Annotated in this window: 21 protein-coding genes; 11 read left to right on the forward strand and 10 right to left on the reverse strand. The window is 50.2% G+C overall.

The window, feature by feature from the left end; all coding sequences use genetic code 11:
- Positions 1–228 precede the first annotated feature (228 nt).
- Positions 229–954, reverse strand: a complete 726-nt coding sequence (locus tag MPL1_RS01870; protein ID WP_009725433.1) for a TorF family putative porin — start codon at positions 952–954, stop codon at positions 229–231.
- Positions 955–1,376: 422 nt separating this feature from the next.
- Between MPL1_RS01870 and MPL1_RS01875 the strand changes: the two genes are divergently transcribed.
- The 6 genes from MPL1_RS01875 to MPL1_RS01900 all read left to right on the forward strand — a co-directional run bounded on the left by MPL1_RS01875 (position 1,377) and on the right by MPL1_RS01900 (position 6,172).
- Positions 1,377–2,387: a helix-turn-helix domain-containing protein gene (locus MPL1_RS01875; RefSeq protein WP_009725434.1), complete on the forward strand. Its 1,011-nt coding sequence runs from the start codon at positions 1,377–1,379 to the stop codon at positions 2,385–2,387.
- Positions 2,388–2,447: 60 nt separating this feature from the next.
- A complete protein-coding gene (tatA, locus tag MPL1_RS01880; RefSeq protein WP_009725435.1) occupies positions 2,448–2,660 on the forward strand; it encodes a Sec-independent protein translocase subunit TatA in 213 nt (70 codons plus the stop codon).
- A 9-nt stretch (positions 2,661–2,669) separates the two neighbouring features.
- Entirely contained in the window at positions 2,670–3,029 is a 360-nt protein-coding gene (gene tatB, locus MPL1_RS01885; protein WP_083859189.1) for a Sec-independent protein translocase protein TatB, read from the forward strand.
- A 17-nt stretch (positions 3,030–3,046) separates the two neighbouring features.
- Positions 3,047–3,781, forward strand: a complete 735-nt coding sequence (tatC, locus tag MPL1_RS01890; protein ID WP_327036628.1) for a twin-arginine translocase subunit TatC — start codon at positions 3,047–3,049, stop codon at positions 3,779–3,781.
- A gap of 275 nt (positions 3,782–4,056) precedes the next feature.
- Positions 4,057–4,509: a hypothetical protein gene (locus tag MPL1_RS13175; protein ID WP_009725438.1), complete on the forward strand. Its 453-nt coding sequence runs from the start codon at positions 4,057–4,059 to the stop codon at positions 4,507–4,509.
- Between the two features lie 37 nt (positions 4,510–4,546).
- On the forward strand, positions 4,547–6,172 hold the full coding sequence (locus MPL1_RS01900; protein ID WP_009725439.1) for a GGDEF domain-containing protein: 1,626 nt from the start codon (positions 4,547–4,549) through the stop codon (positions 6,170–6,172).
- Here the strand turns inward: MPL1_RS01900 and MPL1_RS14420 are convergent.
- Positions 6,148–6,561, reverse strand: a complete 414-nt coding sequence (locus tag MPL1_RS14420; protein ID WP_083859190.1) for a TIGR02450 family Trp-rich protein — start codon at positions 6,559–6,561, stop codon at positions 6,148–6,150. The genes MPL1_RS01900 and MPL1_RS14420 overlap by 25 nt on opposite strands.
- Here MPL1_RS14420 and pdxH point away from each other — a divergent pair.
- Together pdxH and tpx are read left to right on the forward strand one after the other, a co-directional pair.
- Positions 6,496–7,143: a pyridoxamine 5'-phosphate oxidase gene (gene pdxH, locus MPL1_RS01910; protein WP_009725441.1), complete on the forward strand. Its 648-nt coding sequence runs from the start codon at positions 6,496–6,498 to the stop codon at positions 7,141–7,143. The genes MPL1_RS14420 and pdxH overlap by 66 nt on opposite strands.
- A gap of 75 nt (positions 7,144–7,218) precedes the next feature.
- Positions 7,219–7,713, forward strand: coding sequence for a thiol peroxidase (gene tpx, locus MPL1_RS01915; RefSeq protein WP_009725442.1), 495 nt, complete (start codon positions 7,219–7,221; stop codon positions 7,711–7,713).
- 54 nt (positions 7,714–7,767) lie between these two features.
- Here tpx and MPL1_RS01920 read toward each other — a convergent pair whose 3' ends face one another.
- From MPL1_RS01920 to MPL1_RS01945, 6 genes are all read right to left on the reverse strand, one after another.
- Complete coding sequence (locus MPL1_RS01920) at positions 7,768–8,928, reverse strand: alkaline phosphatase family protein (protein ID WP_009725443.1); 1,161 nt, start codon at positions 8,926–8,928, stop codon at positions 7,768–7,770.
- A gap of 29 nt (positions 8,929–8,957) precedes the next feature.
- Positions 8,958–9,791: a phosphate ABC transporter ATP-binding protein gene (locus MPL1_RS01925; protein ID WP_009725444.1), complete on the reverse strand. Its 834-nt coding sequence runs from the start codon at positions 9,789–9,791 to the stop codon at positions 8,958–8,960.
- 10 nt (positions 9,792–9,801) lie between these two features.
- Complete coding sequence (pstA, locus tag MPL1_RS01930) at positions 9,802–10,665, reverse strand: phosphate ABC transporter permease PstA (protein ID WP_009725445.1); 864 nt, start codon at positions 10,663–10,665, stop codon at positions 9,802–9,804.
- Complete coding sequence (pstC, locus tag MPL1_RS01935) at positions 10,652–11,569, reverse strand: phosphate ABC transporter permease subunit PstC (RefSeq protein ID WP_009725446.1); 918 nt, start codon at positions 11,567–11,569, stop codon at positions 10,652–10,654. Before pstC ends, pstA begins: the two co-directional genes overlap by 14 nt.
- Before the next feature lie 21 nt (positions 11,570–11,590).
- Entirely contained in the window at positions 11,591–12,457 is an 867-nt protein-coding gene (locus tag MPL1_RS01940) for a substrate-binding domain-containing protein (RefSeq protein ID WP_009725447.1), read from the reverse strand.
- Positions 12,458–12,542: 85 nt separating this feature from the next.
- Entirely contained in the window at positions 12,543–13,484 is a 942-nt protein-coding gene (locus tag MPL1_RS01945; RefSeq protein ID WP_009725448.1) for a sugar-binding transcriptional regulator, read from the reverse strand.
- A 163-nt stretch (positions 13,485–13,647) separates the two neighbouring features.
- Between MPL1_RS01945 and MPL1_RS01950 the strand changes: the two genes are divergently transcribed.
- The 3 genes from MPL1_RS01950 to MPL1_RS01960 all read left to right on the forward strand — a co-directional run bounded on the left by MPL1_RS01950 (position 13,648) and on the right by MPL1_RS01960 (position 16,320).
- Positions 13,648–14,298: a hypothetical protein gene (locus MPL1_RS01950; RefSeq protein WP_009725449.1), complete on the forward strand. Its 651-nt coding sequence runs from the start codon at positions 13,648–13,650 to the stop codon at positions 14,296–14,298.
- 92 nt (positions 14,299–14,390) lie between these two features.
- Complete coding sequence (locus tag MPL1_RS01955) at positions 14,391–14,744, forward strand: hypothetical protein (RefSeq protein WP_009725450.1); 354 nt, start codon at positions 14,391–14,393, stop codon at positions 14,742–14,744.
- Positions 14,745–14,931: 187 nt separating this feature from the next.
- Positions 14,932–16,320 (forward strand): sodium:solute symporter family protein, encoded by a 1,389-nt coding sequence (locus MPL1_RS01960; protein ID WP_009725451.1) that lies wholly within the window; start codon positions 14,932–14,934, stop codon positions 16,318–16,320.
- Between the two features lie 20 nt (positions 16,321–16,340).
- Here the strand turns inward: MPL1_RS01960 and MPL1_RS01965 are convergent, their stop codons facing one another.
- Both MPL1_RS01965 and MPL1_RS01970 read right to left on the reverse strand, forming a co-directional pair.
- Entirely contained in the window at positions 16,341–16,733 is a 393-nt protein-coding gene (locus MPL1_RS01965) for a hypothetical protein (protein ID WP_009725452.1), read from the reverse strand.
- A gap of 352 nt (positions 16,734–17,085) precedes the next feature.
- Positions 17,086–17,475 carry a DUF4168 domain-containing protein gene (locus tag MPL1_RS01970; protein ID WP_009725453.1) on the reverse strand — a complete coding sequence of 130 codons (390 nt, stop codon included), beginning with the start codon at positions 17,473–17,475 and terminating at the stop codon, positions 17,086–17,088.
- Between the last annotated feature and the right edge of the window lie 121 nt (positions 17,476–17,596).

Here is a 17,596-nt window from a genome sequence, read left to right on the forward strand (position 1 = left end):
AATTTCTCCTTCCGGCCAGTTGGCCTATTGTTAGTTTTTGCTGTGGAAGCGATTACGAATATAAGTCGGGTCTTGTGTGCTGCAGTAGCAAGAATCGGCAGTGATGTCAGTTGCTTGGCAGATGTTGCCAATTTTTGCTATCGCCCGTTTTAGCGAGGGCTTGACTTGAGAAATAGTGAGTGCTTTGAGGAGGTACCGCCCTGCTGCTTATAGGGCGGCATTGGTAATCTAAAAGTTTTTACTGACGCTGAAGGTAAATCGGTTGTCGGCATAACGACTGTCGAAAAGCTTTTTGCCATCGCTGTCGGTGGTGGTCCAGTTCAGTGCCCAGTCAAGGCCAACAAATTCTTTGGAGACACCAATAAGGTAGTCCTTGTAACTGTTTGGCTCGCCTGGGCCGTTGACCTTGTTGTTGAAGCGTGAATAACCATAGGCAGCAGTGAAGGCAACGCCCATTGGCAGCTCATAGTCAAAGGCAAGGTTGTAATAGGTGCCACGCTCACCTGTGTTGAATATGTCATTAGAGTGAGCAACAGCGAATGTGAAAAAGCTGTAGCCGAGTGAGCCGTATAGTTCATTGAAATTGAGACTGCTCTCACCAGAGTAAATATAGCGTACAACGCCAAGGTCATAGCGAATGCCTGTGTTACCGAATTCATTGGCAAGCCCCCCATAGATGTTCATCTCAATGCTGGCATCATTTTCGTTACCAAAGTTGACATTAGAAGCCCATGTACCGACATAGAAGCCGGTGACATGTTCGTAGTCAACGCCACCTTGAATGGCGGGTTTGTTTTCAGTTTGTGATACACCACGAAATACATAGTCACTGCCTAGGAGGGCATTGGCCTTGACTGCATGCTGGCCATCTTCACTCTGCCAGGCGAGGGCAGCGTTGCTGGCCAGGGTGATGGCTGCGGCAAAACACAAGGCTGATAACTTTCTTAGTTGCATGAGTTGTTCTCCTGATGAGGTGGTGGCGGGTAGCCATTGTTGTGATTTAAATGGATCGAGATGAGTCGAACGGTATGTTGACGTTCTCAATATGTTCAGCATCAGGGACTATGATGAAGTCATCTAGTCACACTGAAATACAGACAGCTGCTATTGGTCTCGATACCGGCTAAACATAGAACAACGAGCATCAAAGCCAATAGCAATAATCGGCATGCATGGGCGGCGCATGGCAAGCAGCATAATGTTGCCGATTGTTGCTATCACTCAGGGGCAATTTTGATTATGGTTAGGGTGGAGCCTGGGGCTGAATGTCACTCTGTGCAGGCAGGGGACAAGTCGCTCTCAGGCGAGTTTTCGATAGCACACTATTAATGGTGTCAGGTCACTAGAACCTAAGAAAACTGTGAGAGGAGAGAGAAATGAGTTTTAGAGAACCCTTGTATGTGGGGCCTGTTCATAGCGAGCCTATACACGTAGTTCAGCTTACCTCAGATGATGTGTTGGCCCAGGCCGAAGCATTGCCATTTTGGTCTCAGGAGTACACACAGCTCGATAAAGGTGAATTTTCGGGTGCTGTGACCAGTGTCAGTTGCCACGGTGTGCAGTTGTTCCGTGAAACGATGAATCGTGCTGTTGATGAAATCGCAAGTGCACCTGCCAACAGTTATGTTGTTGGCTTGCCAACGATTATCGAAGGCACCGCCTCGTGGGGATTGCAGCCGCTGAGTCGAGATAGCCTGATCACGCTGGACAAAAATACCGAGCTGATGTTTCGGACGTCGCATTTGTCTGAAATAACGGCAACGGTCATTGCTGCGGATCGCTTGGAGGCTTATGCCGAAAAAGTTGAGCGAGTTGATCTCAGCAAGTTGATGAGCAAAGTCAAACCTGTAGAGACGATCAAACCAGAACTTGCTGATAGGTTGTGCAACATTTTGATTGGCGGTGCACAACACATCATGGATATCAACAGTTCTGAACAAGCATTGAAAATCTGGCGGCACCTTGAAGATGATTTGCTTGATGCAGTCATGCAATCACTCATGCAGGTCAGTGAAAATCCCATTCGAAACAATGAACACCGGATACACCGACATATTGTTAATCGAGTACGCGAGCTTACGTTGATGAACCAGGATCAGATGCTCTCGATAGGTGATCTATGCAGAGCGCTGAACATCAGCAGGCGTACTCTCAATCATGCGTTCACCCGGGTATTGGGGATTACTCCTGTCGCTTACATTCGAAATGTGCGCTTGCAGCGGATAAGAGAAGAGTTACAGTCCTCTGCATTTCAAGTCACAACCATTGCTGATGTTGCTGCTAAGTGGGGCTTCTGGCACATGAGCCTTTTTTCACGTTACTACCGGGAACTGTTTGGTGAGTGCCCCAATGAGACTTTACAGCGCTCACGCACAATAAATATCTGATCGAAAACCACGCTCAAAGCGTTGTTTAAATGTGATTTAAAACACTTGGAGAAATGAATAATGGGAGCAATGAGTCTCTGGCACTGGGTCATCGTTTTGGTTGTTGTGGCGTTGGTATTTGGCACAAAAAAATTGCGTAACCTGGGCGGTGATGCGGGCGTAGCGATCAAAAATTTCAAAGACGCAGTGAAAGATGATTCAGCCACTCCAGAATTGAGCCAGACTAAACATGCAGCATCGCAGACATCATCTGCAGAGCCGCGCGAACGTTAATTCATTCCAATGTTTAACATAGCGTTCCCAGAGTTGATGGTGATTTTTACCGTGGCACTCGTTGTCATCGGCCCTGACAAGCTTCCAAAAGTTGCTCGTGGAGCAGGATTGATGATGGGTCGAGTGCGACGATTCGCCAATGATATTAAGTCTGATATCGATGCGGAATTGCGAAGTGAAGACTTAAAACGTTTGCAGTTAGAGTTGCAACAGCAAGAGTTGCAACTGAATGATGAGTTACGTCGTGGAATGCAGCCGGTCGAGGAGGTGATTCGTCGGCCAGATCAAGCACTCATTGAGGCTGTCAAACAAGCATCCCCGGCGTCTCAGAGCCATGAGACTTTAAACGTTGAAGGGGTTAAAGATTGAGCTCTGAGAATAGTTTTTTGTCACATTTGTTGGAGCTGCGAGACAGGTTGCTGCGAAGTATCGTAGGCATGTTAGCACTGACAATCCTGCTTTTACCCTTTGCCAATGACATATACCGACTGTTGGCAGAGCCACTATTGCTGAGCCTGCCAGTCGGTGGACAGATGATTGCTACGGAAGTCACAACACCGTTTTTTATTCCGATGAAGGCGGTCTTGCTGGTGGCATTTTTGTTGTCATCACCTTACACCATTTATCAGCTTTGGGCATTTGTAGCGCCTGGCCTGCACGATAGCGAAAGGCGGCTGTTAATTCCACTTGTGCTGTCTAGCGTACTTCTCCTGTTTTGTGGGATAGCTTTTGCCTATTTCTTGGTGTTCCCAGTGGTGTTTGGTTTTATCAGCAGTACCACCCCGGAAGGCGTGGCGATGATGACAGACATTGGGCGATACCTTGATTTTGCACTGACGCTTTTTATTGCTTTCGGTCTGGCATTTGAAACCCCTGTTGTCGTAGTACTGCTGGTTAGACTTGGTGTGGTCAGTGTGAATGCTTTGCGTGAAGCTCGTGCCTATGTAATTGTTGGTGCTTTTGTTCTCGGTGCCATCGTCACGCCTCCAGACATAATGTCGCAGTTTTTGTTGGCGATACCCATGTGGATTCTTTATGAGATTGGAATCATGGTGGCTGGTCTCATAGAGCAGCGAAATCAGGCCTTTAGCAAGACCCCACAATCTGAGAATCATCGCTGATCTAATGGCGTGATGAAAAAATTTGGCCTGGACTTCTTGTCAACGAATACTCTGGGTAGCGAGGCTCTGATTCCCAGTTAAAATAACCATCTGACCATTCTCCGATTTATCTTGAGGTTGAATCCTCTCGTAGACTTGTTCTCAGGTTTGAGCATGCTTATGCGGTTGGCTATCCGAGGAGCTCAGTTAATTTGGCTGCCTTCATATCCATATTTACTAATAACACTGCTATAGTTAAGGTCGATTGATAGCCGACGATCATTTGGGGGGCATTGATGCGCAAATCCTATCCTTTTTTCAACAAAACGCAGCTATTTTTGCCGTTTTTGTTGTTTTTGGCGGCTTGTACGGATGATGCGGAGCTCGCTTCTGAAAACCTGACGATTCCGGGTAAGCATACGGTCGAAATCTTCAAAAGCACGGGAAGTGTGCAGTGCGAACCGGGTTCAGGTTATTCACTTGGTCAGATGCTGGCCGAATTAAACAATCAGGATATTGAAGTTTATACCGCGGCTTGCGGTGTGATGACCGGTATGCAGTTTATTGCGATGTGTGGTGCCGGTGATGGCAATATCAATGTGTTTGCGATTGATCAGGCTGATTTGGCGGTTGCGCTTGAGTTGGGCTTTGCCGTTACCGATGAATTGCCGGGAGATAATGACGGCCCGCTGTGGCAATTGAAAAAATGTGCGCCGATGACTGCAGATAGTTCAAGTGCTTTGCAGTGATTAAGCCGAGTATCTGGCACCAGTGGCTGACTAGCCAGTGAAGTTCATTGTCTCCTTATATCTGCTGTTTTTCAGCCAGCTTGCGGTTGCCATGCAGCCAGTGACTTTGCAGCTGCCTTGGAGTCATCAGTTTCAGTTTGCGGGTTACTATGCGGCTGAAATGCAGGGATATTTTGCCGATGAAGGCCTGGAAGTTGAGATCCTTCCAGGGCTTTTGCCTGGTGGCAACAGTGTCAATGTAGTCGGTGAGGTGGTATTTCAGCAGGCAGAGTTTGGCGTCACGCGAAGCGATCTGCTTGTGCATCGTGCAAGAGGTTTGCCGGTGGTGATGCTTGCCAGCATCATGCAACGCAGTCCGGCAGCATTTATCTCTCTGCAAGACTTTAATATTCAGGGGCTTGAAGATATTGGCGATGCGTCGGTGAGCTTACCGCTGATGCTTGATGAGCGAGGCGCTATTATCGATGTTGAGGTGATTGCGGCGTTGGAAAAAGCGGGTGTAGATATTTCGAGCCTGAATAACCAGACGCCCAGCTGGGATCTGCAGGATTTGCAGCAGGGAAAGACTCAGCTGATGCTGGGATTCACTACCGATGCTCCATACATTCTCGAGCGACGAGGCTATCAGCCACGGGTGATTTTACCGGAAGATTATGGCATTGATGTCTATGGTGACCTGTTGTTCACCAGTGAAGCAACCTTGCGTGAAGCCCCTCAGATGGTCGCGGGCTTTCGGCGTGCAGCGATACGTGGTTGGCAGTACGCATTTGAACATCCTGAGGTCATTGCAGATTACATTTTGCAACATTACCCGCCCTATGAAGCTGATTTTGATAGGGATTTTCTACTCAATGAAGCGATGCTCTTGCAACAGTACATTCAGCCGGATCTGATTGAAATTGGCTACACCAATATCGAGCGTTGGCAGCGGATCTTGAATATCTATCGCGAAATTGGTCTGACGGGTCCGGTTGAATTGGAGCAGTTTATCTATCAGGTACGCATTGCCGCGCCAAGCAAGTGGTACAAACCGACCATTGCGGTGCTGCTGATCCTGTTCTCATTGAGTTTGTTGCTGGTATTTCGTTTGTTTCAGAGTCGGCGGATGCTGGAGTTTCAGGTGCGTTATCGAGAGAAACGAGAGTCACAATTACAGCGCCAGGCCGAAACAGACCCTTTGACCGGCCTGGATAATCGCCGTCGCTTCAACCTTGAACTGGAAACACTTTTTTGGCGTGCTCAACGCCATCAACTCAAATTGGCAGTGATTCTGCTGGATATTGATCATTTCAAGAAGATTAATGACACTTTTGGGCATCCGGTGGGCGACAGAGTGCTGTGCAACTTGGCAGAACTGTGTCGGCAAGCGTTGCGTGAAAGTGATTTTGCCTGTCGTTACGGTGGCGAGGAATTTGCCTTTTTATTGCCTGACAGTGATCTGTCGGATGCTGTGGCAATCGCTGAACGTCTGGCACAGAGTATCGAGGATGCCGAGATTATTACCGGGGATCAGCGGGTCCGGTTTACGGTCAGTATGGGCGTTGCAGAGCTTGCCCCTACCGATGAGAATGCTGAACAGTTGATTCATCGGGCGGATGTGTTGATGTATCAGGCAAAACGGTCAGGGCGAAACTCGATTCAGTCAGTGTTATCAGCAGAGTGATCATTGGCAAGCCAGCCCATTTTCCAGAGTTTGGCGTTTCTGAGGTCGCCTATTTTTACATGGTAAGTATTGTGAGTGAGTACTGACTCTATTTTAAATATCTCGTCACCACGCTTTTTTGAGACAACCCCAACGATCAAAAAATGACGTTCACGGTTTTGAGGTGTGAGCGAGGTCCATTTGGAAAACATCAGCTTGGTCGGATTTATCTGATTTTTTGAGGTCATAGCTATCAAGTTAAACAGTTTCAGGCCTGAATGAGACAATTCGCGGTATAGATCTACTGAAACCATCCGACATGAAATAAACCACAGGATCCGTTGATGACGACAGATAAAAAGCTTGCAGACCTGCGTAAAAGCTATGAAAAGGGCAGTTTGCTTGAGCATGAGTTGGACTTGGAGCCCTTGCAGCAGTTTGATGCCTGGTTCCAGGAAGCACTCAAGCACGAGCAATACGAAGCCAACGCGATGACCGTCGCCACGGTAGACGAAAATGGTCGTCCTTCTTGTCGGCCAGTTCTGGTCAAGTCATATGATGAGCGCGGCCTGGTCTGGTACACCAATTACCTTAGCCGAAAATCGAAGGCGCTGGAATCAAACCCCTATGCGAGCTTGCAGTTTCACTGGCAAGCGCTGGAGCGTGTGGTGCGTATCGAGGGCAGGGTCTGCAAAGTCAGCGAACAGGAGTCCGACGAGTACTTTGCCAGTCGGCCATTATCACACCGGATTGGCGCTTGGGCTTCACCACAAAGCCAGGTGATTTCGGGGCGGGAAGAAATTGTCGCCAATGCGGCGAAGTATGGATTGGAGTTCGGCTTGAAACCACCAAGACCACCGCACTGGGGCGGCTTCAGGCTGGAGCCTGACTATTGGGAGTTTTGGCAGGGGCGAACCTCTCGTTTACATGACCGGATCGTCTATCAGCTTGATGGCGATGGACGCTGGTTAAAACAGCGCTTGGCACCTTGAATCAGCGATTGCTAATTTGACATTCAGTGGGTCGTGATGTGTCATGCCACTTCTTGATTGAATATGGAGAGCAACATGGCAACAGTGACATTAAAAGGTAATCCGTTTGAAACCGTGGGCGATCTGCCAGCAGTTGGCTCGGCCGCACCTGACTTTACACTGACAAAAGATGATCTTGCCGATCTGAAACGTAGCGATATCAATGGTCGGCTGGTATTGAATATTTTCCCTTCTATCGACACGCCCACCTGTGCCACTTCGGTGCGCGAGTTCAACAAACGTGCTGTGGCCAAGGCAGACACCACCGTGGTTTGTGTGTCGATGGACCTGCCGTTTGCACTGAGCCGTTTTTGCGGTGCCGAGGGTATCGACGGGGTATTGATTGGCTCTGCCTTCCGCTCTGACTTTGGCAGCAGCTATGGTGTTGCTTTCAAAAACGGCCCGCTCCAGGGCTTGTTGTCACGAGCGGTTGTGGTCGTTGATGCTGATGGCAAGGTGCTATACACCGAGCAAGTGGCGGAAACCGCAGATGAACCCAATTATGAAGCGGCGCTGGCAGTATTGAGCTAAATTGTTAGGCCGTTTTAATAAAAAAGCCCCGGTGCAAAACACCGGGGCTTTTGTTTATTGATTGGCTGCTATTTTATCAGCAGTTACCGGCCAAATTGGTGCCAGCAGATTGCGACTCAGGTGCAGGTTAAAACTGAACTTGTCGGCTGCTGGAATCGCGCCCTTGAAGTTGTGCACAATCAGCGGTACTTCCATTTCATGAGTGGATCCGTGGGTGCGGTAGTGGGCGGGCAAGTCTTCCATTTCCACTTCTTCCAGTTCACCAAACACCGTGTCTTTATCACCCAGAACCACCAAGTCACCAATGCGCTCAGCCAGCAGGTGAAACTGTTTTGCGGCTTCCTCCCGAGTTAACACCTGTTCCACACCTTCCAGTGACAGCAGCAAACGGCTGACTTCATCTGCATCTTCAGGATGATTCAGCCATATCCAGGCGGTGCCGCCAAAGGTACGGTGGTGCTTGATATAGCGATCCCGTTCTGCGGATAAAGCAAAGCGCAATGGCTGCTGGCGACGTTCACAGGCCTTGGCCAGATCCCAGCAGCGCTTTTTGTAATTCATGCCGTGGTCGGCCGTGATCATCAAAGCGGCATCAGGCGCAATGTCAGTCACCTGACCCAGCAAACGGTCCAGTTCGGCCTGATGAGCGCGTGACTCTTCAGCTTCGGGTGGCCACATATGCATGGGATAGTCGGTGGTATGCACATACAGGAAACCGATATCCGGACGATTTTGCAGAATATCCAGCGCCAGTTGCCATAACCAGTAGTTGATTTCCCGGCTGTAGATATCGGGTGCCGGGCCAAATTTTTCGATCATGTCTGCCGGGGCTTCTTCAGCTGAAATGGCAATTTCGGTATCAGCGCCAAGCAAGCGGATGGTTTTTTTCTTGCTGGTCAGCAGGGCACTTTTGACGCCGTGCATGCGCGCACGCTGAATCATGGTCGGCACCAGGATGGAGTTGCCATCTTCCATGTATTCCGGCTGATTCAGAGTTTCATCAAAATAGGAGTTGCCGGTGATGCCATGCTCATCAGGAAAGGCGCCGCAGCAGATAGAGGCATTATTGGCATTAGTCACTGTCGGCATTACGGCGCTAACCGTCTTATAGAAGCCATTATTGGCCATGGCTTTGATGCGAGGCATTTCAGAAGCTTCAAAATAGTCGGTGCCAAGGCCGTCAATCATGGCAATAACAATACGTTGTGAATTCATATGAATAGTCCTTGAGTAAAAAACAGGGCTTAGCCGATACGGCCTTGCAGAAAATCCTGACCGGCAACCGTTGTCGGGTTGGCAAACAATTGCGCTGCCGGTGCGTTTTCGATGACTCGACCTTCCATCATCAACAAGGCCTGATCCGCCAGTCGCCGACTCTGTGCAATGTTGTGGGTGACAATGACAATGGTGTAGTCATTTTTGAGTTGCTGAACCAGTTGCTCAATGCGTTCGGTCGAGGCCGGATCCAGCGATGAACAGGGTTCATCCATCAGAATGATTTGCGGCTGGTTGGCAAGCGTTCGTGCCAGACACAAGCGCTGTTGTTGTCCGCCCGATAATTGATGCGCTGACTGATGCAGTCGATCCTTCACCTCATCCCACAGTCCAGCCATGGTCAGGTAACGTTCAGCCAGCAGTTGCCGTTGGGAGCGTTTGAGCCGCTGATGAAAACGCACACCAAACAACACGTTTTCTTCAATAGACATCGGAAATGGCTGCGGTCGTTGATGAATAATGCCAATGACTTTGCGTACCGCACGGGCATCAACATCGCTTTGATAGATATCCAGTTCACCAAAATAGACACTGCCGCTGGTGACTTCAGCGCCGGGCGTCAGCTCCAAGGTTCGATTGAGTGACTTGAGCAATGTCGACTTGCCACAGCCGGACGGGCCCATGATCGCCGTCACTTGTCGTTCAGCAATGCTGATATTGATATCAAACAAGCGTTGTTCCAGCCCGTAGTGAATGTTCAGTTGTTGTGTCTGCAAAATGCCTGCGGATGGCGCGCTGGCTGCAGTCAGGATGGCCGGATGTAGTGCAGCTGCTGAGTTCAAATTGATAGCGGTTTGTAACATAAGCAAGTCCTCACTTTCTTAATCTGTGGCGCAGCATCATGGCGCAACTGTTGGCAAACAAAAGGCAGGCGATCAAAACAAAGGCAGTGCCATAAGCATGTTCAAACGACACTGCTTCGCTAACCAGGTTGTAGAGATGGGTGGGCAAGGTCATGACTGGGCTGTCCAATGACGGGCTGCTACGGGTCTGAACCACGCTGGCGGTGAACAATACCGGTGCCGCCGAGCCTACGGCATGGCCAGCCGCCAACACAGTCGCGGCAATAATGCCCGGTAAGGCTTTCGGCAACAGTGTTCGACGAATGACATAAGCGCGAGAAACGCCGAGTGACAACGCCGACTCTTTAAGTGGTCGCTCAACGGCATTAAACGCTGAGTAACTGCCGACCAGTATTACCGGATACATCAGCATGGCCAGTGTCAACCCACCTGAAAGCACCGAGATACCAAAACCGAATTGCACCACCAGAAAGGCATAGCCAAACACACCAAACAAGATGGCCGGAATGGCGGCGAGGCATTCAGTGAAAAAACGCATCACAGCGACAAAGCGTTGGCTCTGAGCGTATTCGGACAAATAGATGGCAGAGGCGAGTGCCGCAGGAAAGGCGACAGCCAAGCCTAATCCAGTCACGGCTAAGGATCCCTGAATGGCTGGCAGAATGCCGCCGGATACGCCTAGGGGATAACCGCGGGGGACTTCACTGATAAAGCTCCAGCTCAGAACCTGAAAACCATGGAACAGCAGATAGCCGATAATCGACAGTGGCAATAACAGGCCGATAGCGCCTGCAGTCCAGGCCAGTAGCCAAAACACCCGGTCATTGACTACGGCTCGTCGGTTGTTGAGTAGTAGTTGTTCAGCCTTGTGCATGACGCAGTAACCGGTTTTTGATGAGAAGAATGCCGCCATTAATCAGCAAAATGAGCAGCATCAATACGGCTGACGCAGCAAACAAGGCGGCGAATTTTTCGGTGCCAAGCGCCGCCTCACCCAGCTCGGTGGCGATCAGGCCGGTCAGTGTCTGGCCTCGATCCAGTAATTCTTTGGGTACAGCCAGTGAGTTGCCCGCCAGCATCAAGGCGGCCAGTGTTTCGCCAATGCCTCGGGCAAAAGCCAAGACGATGCCGGCGAAGATTCCGGGCAAGGCGCGTGGCAGAATAATGCGTCGAATTACATAAAACCGGGTCACGCCGAGACTCATACCGGTTTCCCGGAAACTGCGTGGCACTGCATCCAGTGCTTCGGTGGCAGTGCTGACAATAAACGGCATGACCATCACCGCAACAATCAGTCCGGCGGCCAGAATGCTGACGCCGGTGGTCATGTCAAAGATATGCTCAAACCAGACAACCAGCGTGACATACCCAAAAAAGCCGTACACCACGGATGGAATGCCTGCCAGTACTTCCAGACAGGGTTGCAACACGTTGCGAACAGCAGTCGGAGCGATTTCGGCAATAAACAAAGCCATGACAATGCCCAGTGGTACGGCGACCAGCAATGCAATGCCAGTCACGTAAACAGTGGATACCCAGGCATGCAGGATGCCTAGTCTGGGCGGTTCAGCCAGTGGCACCCACGGTTCAAATAACAGAAACTCGCTCAGGCTGACCGCGCCAAACACGCCCGCTGCCTGCCAGAGCACATAAACGACAATTAAAAAGAAGGTGCTGACGCCGATTACCAGAGCCAGCAGGGTCAGCATCCAGACCAGCGGATCCAGTGTCAGCCCGCCAAGACGGCGGGCTGGGTGACTGGCAACTTGAGTTGACATAAATAGCTCTGATTTGCCGGTTTACTGGTCAGCCTTGACCGGGATATAGCCCAGATCGGTGACTACTTTCTGACCATCATCACTGAGCAGGTAACGCATGAAGGCATCGAGATAGGCGTTATCGGCATCCTGATAGACAATTAATAGCGGCCGAGCCAGCGTGTAATCGCCGCTGACCACATTGCTTTGAGTCGGTGCCACCCCATTGAGGGCAAAGGCTTTTAACTCTTCATTAGCATTGACCAGACCGGCGGAAATGTAAGCAAAAGTGAACGGATTACCCAGTAATGTCCGCAATAGCTGGCCTTGTGAGCTCATTTGCAGGGCACGATCTGAAACCGGGGTTTCTCCGAGAATCTGTCTTTGCAGCATCACCGCTGAACCGGCACTGGAATCACGTACCAGCAAGACGACCTCCTGGTCAGCCAGATTATTATCAATTTGATTGTAACGACTTACTTCGCCTGAAAATATTGATTTCAGTGTGTCAGTGTCTAGATTATCGTGAATGCTGTGCAGTGGATTGTCATGGCGTGCCGCAATGGCAACCGCATCAATGCCGACCCGAACCACTTGATGATCCCCCATGGCTTCGACTTCCTGTGGCCGCAAGTCACGCGCCACCATGCCGGCATCGGCGACTTTATCAAGTACGGCGCGAACGCCCTGACCTGATCCGCCGCCACTGGTTTCAATGACGATAGCTTGTGATGGCAGCGTGGCGTCAAATTGGTCCCAGGTTTGGTATTGCTGGGTAAAAGCTTCGGCCGCGTTGCTGACAATCGGGATCAGCGTAGTCGAACCGGATAGAAATAATTTGCCATCATCTGCGAGGGCAGTTGAGGTGAATGAAACAGAGATCAGACTTGCAGCAAACAGTAATCGCATTGGAGTTCTCCTGGTTGTGAACATTTGTAATCAGGAAAACACATTTGTATTACAGAGATGTGACAGACAACTAAACTGTCATTGATTAAATTTGTAGCAATGCTTGTGCAGTGATTGTGTCGGTGATCAGGATATTACCCAGCCCTTGCAGCAGGCAGGCGTGAAGAATCGCTACTTTGTCTATGCCACCTGAAGCCAGAATGATCTTGGGAATCTGGCGAATACCGGCCAGTGGCGGCACTATCATGCGATGGGTGAGCGGGTGATCAATGGGTTGGCCTTTAGCATCGAGATAGATGCCGCAGGTATCGCCAACGGCACCTGCTGCCAGCAGTGAGTCGCGCAAGCTTGAATCAATGACCTGATACACCAGGTTTTTGGAATCCGGCCCGAGATCACTGGCACTAATCAAAGCAACATCAGCATTGGCTGCTTGAGTCAGTACTGACTTGACGGTGGGCTCGGCCAGTAGCAGATCGCGCACCGACTGGTCACTGACAAACATAGGGGCTGTCACGTAATAACTTTGAGCATCCAGCACACGGGCAAAGCGGGCCGTAGTGTCGTAAGGGTTGAGATGATGACCTGCCGGCAGGCCGCCATAAAGTGACACCACCGTATGTTGTTTGTCGCGACGTGGTGTTAACGCAGGCAAGGCGGCATCAACAGTGCGGCCCCAACCAATTGCAAGGCTGTCGCCCGGTTTGAGCAGACTGTCCAGATAACTGCCAGCCGCCTGACCAATCAGGTCATGTCGTGATTGACCGTCTATACCGGGAATGACCCGAACATCCAGCAAATCGTAATGTTGTTTCAGTGCCTGTTCTGCCTCAAGACAGTCAGCAAAACCGTAGTCGACTGAAATACGTACGATGCCCAGGTTACGGGCTTCATTCAGCATGCGAATCACTCGGGCCCGGGTCATGCCGAGCCGGCTGGCGATCGCATCCTGGGTCATGCCTTCCTGGTAATACAGCCAGGCGATGGATGCGATAAGTTGTTGTTCGTCGGTATAACCAGCTGCCATCGGTAAGTTCACTTAATCTCGGAGCAGCCATTCTGGCAGATGACACTATTGCCGTCATCCGGCTTTTGTGGTTTTGTGTAGGCATGGGCTGAGACATTGATTGCCGAACAATCACACTTAGCCACAAGTCAAAGATCATGCTGCATGACAGAGGGCTGGCCGAATGAATCAGAATTTGAGTCGGTTATTCGCTTCGGTGGTGGTGTTATCTGAGTTTCATCCTCAGGCGAGAGCCATACGATTTTGGCGCGCATCACAGCAAGATGCCCCCGAGGCGGCGGTGATTTTTCATCAACGTCCAACCCGCCAGCGTGAACAGCTTGAAGCCGATATCGCCGTGGTTGCAACGATGCTTGGGCCGGCGGCGATGCCTGATTATTACGCCTTTTGTCAGGATATTGAGTCGATATTCAATGGTGCAGGTCCTTCTGGACCTATCAGTCGCCTGCGCGATCTTGACTGGCATCGTTTTCGTCAAGTATCTGCCTATGCGCAACACTGGCGCTCACGAAATCCTGAAGAAGTAGTCAAGCTGTTGGCCTTTATGATGGCCATGCCGCTTTTCAGTCGAATTGCCGCTCAACTGATCGTTGAAAACAGCAGTGAAACCTTACTGGCGATAGAGCAGCAGATGCAGGAAAATCGCGGCGTTTATCTTCTGGGTGTCCGTCGATTTCACGAATTGTTTCGCAGTGAAATTGATGCGGCTTGCAGTGAGTCAAAGTTGCTGGTGGCCACTTATCGCGGCAGTAAAAAAGATAATAATGCCGCGCAGATCGTCAATAGAATGTTAGGCTCGATTGATTTCTCATAGTCCTCAGCATTGGGGTCATGAGAGATTCATAGCTGAGATCAGCTATCGTGCAGTTTGCATGAGCAAGTTTTTGTATTGAGAAGGTAAGTCGCATGGGAAAAAAACTGGCACGAACAGCACTCAAGCATCGCACCGAAACATTGCAGGCAGAGCGGCGTGAACGTAACAGTAAAGCCACATTGCTGCTGGAGCGCTGGGGACAAAGCCTGCGCGAGCAAGCTTCCGGCGTTTGGGTGGAAGGCAGCGAACCTGAAAATATTGAAGATCAGATGACTTCAGAAGTGATGAGCAGCCTGACGCCAGAGATACTGGAAATTGCCCGTTTGCACTGGTCAATGGGTAATGCTCCGGCGGAGATTGCCAGTAAAACGACCCGGTCGCGCACAGATATTCGTGAGCATCTGGCAGCTGTCAGAGAGCTGGTTGCCGATAAAGTGCTGATGTGATCAAATGCTCAGATGACTGCATAAAGTAATATTGTGCATTGATCGGCGCTCTACTATCGCCTTCTGATACTCATAAACCCTCAGGCACTGATGCCTGAAGACAAGCCTGCCATAGACTAACAGGTGATTTGTAATTTCGTTCAGCGCTGCGATGGCATCAACAGCCGCAGCCGTTTTGGAGCATGGAATGACTGAAAGCGCGATTGTTCTGATTTATCTACTGCTGGTGTTGATGATCGGTTTGCTGGCCGGTCGTAATATTCGGGACATGCAGGATTACGCACTGGCTGGAAAATCATTTGGCTTTCTGGTGATTTTTGCCACCTTGTCGGCATCGTTTATCGGCGGCGGCTTCTCCATGGGCAACGCAGAAAAGGTCTATCTGGTAGGTATCAGTAATATTGTTGCCCTGTGGGGCTTTAGCCTCAAAGAGTTGTGGGTGGCGCGCTATGTCGCACCACGCATGGCGCAATATCCCGATGCCATTTCCGTAGGCGATATCATGGAGCCACACTACGGCCGTGGCGCTCGCATCTTCAGCGGCATCTTTGCCATTGCGCTTTGCGCCGGTATTCTCGGTGCCCAGATCGGTGCCATGGGGTATGTCTTTCACATCTTCCTGGGTCTAGAGGCGATTTGGGGCATTCTGCTGGGCTGCGGCATTGTGATTGCCTATTCGACTGTTGGTGGTATGCGCTCTGTGGTCTGGACCGATGTGATTCAGTTTGTGGTACTGGCTGTCGGCATTCCGCTGACGTTGTATTTTGGCTTGCAACATATCGGTGGCTGGCAAGTACTGACAGAGACAGTGCCATCTACACATCTGAGCTTGCCTACTGAGCCGCTGATGCTGCTGGCATTGTTGTCATTGTTTCTGACGTTCATGCTCGGAGAAACGCTGGTTCCCCCGTATTTGCAGCGTTTGCTGATTGGTAGAGAAAATCGTGATGTGGTGAAAGGTTCACTGCTAAGTGGTCTGTTTTCAATACCGTTTTTTGCTGTTACCGGTCTGATCGGGCTGGTGGCATTGGTGATGCAGCCGGATCTCAACGCCAATTTGGCGATGCCGTTTGTGATTCAGGAAGCAGTGCCGCCGGTATTACAGGGTATTGTGGCTGCGGCGATTATTTCAATCATCATGTCTTCAGCCGATTCGTTTCTCAACGCGGCGTCGATTTCATTCAGTAATGATGTGTTGCGACCACTGCGTCATCAGCCGATATCTGACCGGGCCGAACTGCGTCTGGCCAGAGCGACCACGCTATTGATTGGTATTGCTGCGGTGATTTTTGCCATTTCCATCGACAGTGTGATTGATATTCTAATCATGGCCTATAACTTCTGGGCACCTACGGTACTGGTGCCTCTGACGATGGCAATCCTTGGCGTCTATGTCAGCAAAAAGCGTTTTGTATATGGTGCGGTCGCAGGTATCAGCGTTGCTTTGATCTGGAATGGTTTGTTGTCTGGTCCGTGGCAGATTGATGGGCTGGTGTTAGGCACACTGGCAAATCTGCTGGCGTTTATTGCGGTGGATCGGCAAGCCGCCAAGCTGCATGTTGCAAAACCTGTCTAGGGTTGGGAAACGTGAGTCAATCAGGAGCCGGGAAACGGTAATATCTGGTGTTGGTCGCTGCGGGTCAGCGCTTCATCAAGCACAGTTCTCAGTTCCAGCAATGCGATTGAAAGTAAAGCGGCAGCATTCGCGTGAAACAGTCGGATTTGGCATTGAACTGGCGTGTGCAATGCATTCATTGGGCCGCGGTCAAATTCTGTCCAGGCAATCACCGGCACATCACTCAGCGAGCAATCGACCACAATCCAGGCATCGGGCTGAATGATAATGTCGAGGTGTTTCAGTCGAGGCAGTGCCAGTCTCAATGACGGATTGGATCTGCGTTGAGCAACCCGCGCCCGATTAAAACTACGCGCGTCGAGTGTACCGTGGCGATATTCGAATACAGGCACTTCCAGGTGTCGCGTGTACATATTTTTATGCTCTCTAGAGACGGTGACTGATTTCAGCGCGCTGAATATGTTCGACAGTGAAAAGCCAGATTTTCTCCATCTATCATTTCATTTTTTGTCACAGGTTTTCAATCTCGGATTATCGGAAACTTTCAAAGCTTCAGAGTCTATGGATATATCAAGATTTCTTCATGGGCGCATCATAAAAACCTGTGGCCACGAACCTATACAGCATTTATAGATAATGACCTAATGCGAAGTGAGCGCTTGCTCTGATTTCTTTAACGCAAGGCGTGCGCAACTGCAGAATGTTTATATGATAGATAAAGCAAAGCCGGGCAAGTGCCCGGCTTTGTTTGGAAAAGCTGATAATTTACATCATGCTCTGGATGCGATCACGCAGTTGTGGGTCAGTCTGTAAGGCCAGCGCGATGTTGCTGTAAGTATCAACATCAAGACCTGCCTGTTCGACGGCTTGCACCATCAGCTGGCTGGCTTCTTGTTGCAGTTGGGCAGCTTCGTCAGGATTTTCGGTGCTTTCCAGACGTGCAGAATATTCGTTACGAATAACATCGAGATCGCTTTGAACGGCAGCAAAGCTCTGCAGCTCTGCATCATCAAAATCAGCTGCGGCAGGTGCTTGCTGAGGCATGACGCCTTGTTCGCCGTAAGCTTCGCCATAGCCGTCTTGCTGGGCATAGGCCGCTGTTGTCATGCCCATAGCCATCATCATACCGAGTAAGCTGGTTGATAATTTTTTCATTGCATTCTCCTCGTTTTGCAAAAGTGCACACACAACAGAGCGACAATCGTGCCAAAATTTTAAGCTATTGATTATATTGGCTTATGTGTATTTTCCGGCTGTTGGCTAAACTTGATTTGTG

It is taken from the genome of Methylophaga lonarensis MPL (genome assembly GCF_000349205.1).
Lineage (GTDB): Bacteria > Pseudomonadota > Gammaproteobacteria > Nitrosococcales > Methylophagaceae > Methylophaga > Methylophaga lonarensis.